Below are 2,562 nucleotides of genomic sequence, written 5' to 3' on the forward strand. Positions count from 1 at the left end.
CTCTTTCCTTTTAGATTTTATCAATCGTTTTTTAACAGATATGGAACAAAATATTCTACCTGTTTATACCACCAGTACCAGTCGTGAGAACAGTCATAGCCCCAGAAATCCACCCAGGCATGGATATCCTTCTCTGCCAGGATCTGTGCGAGCTGCCTCGTGGAGTCCGGAAGTTCCCATGGTCCCTGACCGACGCAGATAACTGCTTTCTTGAGATTATACAGCGCGATCCTCGGATCATCCTTTGGCATATCACCGAGGAAATCCACCAGCGAATTCCGGCGCACCACCTCGTCCGTGCAGGAACCGAAGCCGTATCCTGCTGAATAAAGACCGCTCAAAGCCAGAAGCCGGTCAAACAGATCCGGTCTTCTGAAATACAGATTTGCCGCATGTGTCGCACCAAGACTGCATCCAAACACCATGATCCCCGGATAGCCCGTCCAGCCGTTCCTCTCGTTGACTATCTCACGCATAAAAGGAACCATCTCATCTGTAATATACTGAAGCCACTGTTCGTAGCGCCGGATTCTCCAGTATGGATCACCGTCCGTATCCGACCAGGTCTCCTGATCGATCGTATCTATGGAAAACACCATCACTTCACCGGCTTCCAGCCACGGACTCCAGGTATCTGTCATATGAAAATTTTCGAAATCAAAAAACCGCCCATCCTGACACGGGATAAAGAGCACCGGTCTGCCCTTGTGTCCATAGATCTTGCATTCCATGTCCCGCCCCAGGGCAGGACTGTATTCTTTTCTGTATTGTACTTCCATCTCTTTATTCCTCGTACAAAAGTGTATTCATAAAAAACGGGATCTGTCTCTCCCAGCTTGCCTCGCAATGTGTGCCGCCCGGGATGATCCTTGCCTCCAGAAGGACTTTCTTCTGGAAAAATGCCGCCGCGATCCGCTCAAAATCTCTGCGGATCTTTGGGCGCTGTTCCAGTTCTACAGAACCATAGTCCATATAGATCACTGTATTCTGCCGGATCTTTGTCCTGCGGATGAGCTGTTCCAGTTTGTCGACATTTGTCCATACAGACGGAGACAGTGCCGCTGCTCTGCCAAAAACAGAATTGTACTGTGCCACTGCATACAGGCTCATCAGTCCGCCCATGGAGCTTCCTGCGATAAACGTATGCTCCCGGTCGCTGAGAGTTCTAAGATCCCGGTCGATCTGAGGTTTCAGCGTGTGGACCATCCAGTCCATCGTAATCGCACCCTTTGCTGCGATGCTACCGCATCTTGCGTCATGAAAGCTGAACGGAGCATACTCCTTGAGCCGTCCATTGTCCGGGCTGTGGTTGCATTCGACTGCCACAATGATCACCTGTGTATTGGTATGATCCATGTATTCCTTCATGCCCCAGCATTTCCCATAGGTGGCATCAGAATCAAAAAAGACATTATGTCCGTCAAACATATACAAAACAGGATAATATCGTTCCCGGTCCCAGTCATAGGAATCCGGAAGATAAATATAAAGATTCCTCTCTTCCTCCCCGGTCAGCTCGGGAATCTGGATCTTATGTCTGTTTACCATAATCTTTTCCTCCTAACTGCGCTGTTTTACCGTTTCACTTTATTACTTTAATATAGCACAATCTGCTTTTCCAGACAAGAAACTTGGTAAAGCAGATCGTTTTGTGTTAAAATGATGTTGTTCATTTTGAAAAATTTTATTTTACATAAGGAGATTTTTATGACTACGCAAACACAGCAGACACTGCCTCCCAGTATTTTTCCGGCAAGATTTCAGATCTTAAGCGGCAGTGCCCTGAAACTTCTTGCCTGTATCCTGATGCTGATCGACCACACCGGCGTTCTGATCCTCGCCAACTGGAAACCTGCCCTCCGGGTACTCTTTACCATTGGTTCCACAGAGATCACCTGGTACCGCATCGTCCGTGATATCGGCAGATCTGCCTTCCCGATCTTCTGTTTCCTTCTGATCGAGGGCTTCCTTCACACGAGGAACCGCCGCAAATACGGACAGAACCTGCTTCTCTTCGCGCTGATCTCTGAGATCCCGTGGAATTTCGTATTCAGCAATACCTGGCATCATCCGATGCAGAATGTATTTTTTACTCTGTTCCTCGGATATCTCGGGCTCTGTGCACTGGAAGCTCTGTGGGAAAAACCGGTCCTTCAATTATCCTGTATCGTGGGACTTTTTGGCTTTTCTTATATTTTCCATGCTGATTATGGCTGGCATGGTTTTCTGCTCATCATGATCATGTACCTGTTCCGCACGCGGCGGATCCTGCAGGCACTTGTCAGCACACTCTGGATGAATTACGAATGGAAAATGTGCTTTTCCTTTATCTCCATTAATATGTACAATGGAAAACGCGGCTTTATCCAGGGAAAAGCCGCGAAATATTTCTTTTATCTGTTTTACCCGGTGCATCTCACAATCCTGGTGATCCTCCGGCAGATTCTTTTTCTCAGTTAAATATTAATTCTTTTTGACGATCTCTGCTGCATTTTTGTAGATACTGTCTGCAGGAATGCAGCCTCTTACTGGTGAAAGCGGGTAGATATTGGAATTTCTTCC

At 47.2% G+C, this 2,562-nt stretch carries 3 protein-coding genes and 1 pseudogene; 1 reads left to right on the top strand and 3 read right to left on the bottom strand.

Translation table 11 applies throughout. From position 1 onward, the window contains the following. Positions 1 to 20: 20 nt before the first annotated feature. The gene (locus QZL69_RS13040; RefSeq protein ID WP_022215635.1) at positions 21 to 779 is read right to left on the bottom strand and encodes an esterase family protein; all 759 of its coding nucleotides are present in this window, start codon (positions 777 to 779) and stop codon (positions 21 to 23) included. 4 nt (positions 780 to 783) lie between these two features. Further along, positions 784 to 1,548, bottom strand: coding sequence for an alpha/beta hydrolase (locus tag QZL69_RS13045; protein WP_022215636.1), 765 nt, complete (start codon positions 1,546 to 1,548; stop codon positions 784 to 786). Positions 1,549 to 1,707: 159 nt separating this feature from the next. On the opposite strand from QZL69_RS13045, the gene QZL69_RS13050 reads away from it, so the two are divergent. After that, entirely contained in the window at positions 1,708 to 2,460 is a 753-nt protein-coding gene (locus QZL69_RS13050) for a TraX family protein (protein WP_022215637.1), read from the top strand. A 3-nt stretch (positions 2,461 to 2,463) separates the two neighbouring features. Here QZL69_RS13050 and QZL69_RS14040 read toward each other — a convergent pair. Beyond that, a pseudogene (locus QZL69_RS14040) lies at positions 2,464 to 2,562 on the bottom strand (UDP-N-acetylglucosamine pyrophosphorylase); the annotation flags it as partial.

This window comes from Blautia sp. CAG:237 (assembly GCF_000436615.1).
GTDB classification, from domain to species: Bacteria; Bacillota; Clostridia; order Lachnospirales; family Lachnospiraceae; genus Blautia_A; species Blautia_A intestinihominis.

Excerpts from the sequence above, each read along its gene's own strand:
- QZL69_RS13045 (WP_022215636.1), bottom strand. The coding sequence starts at position 1,548 with ATGGTAAACAGACATAAGATCCAGATTCCCGAGCTGACCGGGGAGGAA.
- QZL69_RS13050 (WP_022215637.1), top strand. The coding sequence starts at position 1,708 with ATGACTACGCAAACACAGCAGACACTGCCTCCCAGTATTTTTCCGGCA.
- QZL69_RS13040 (WP_022215635.1), bottom strand. The coding sequence starts at position 779 with ATGGAAGTACAATACAGAAAAGAATACAGTCCTGCCCTGGGGCGGGAC.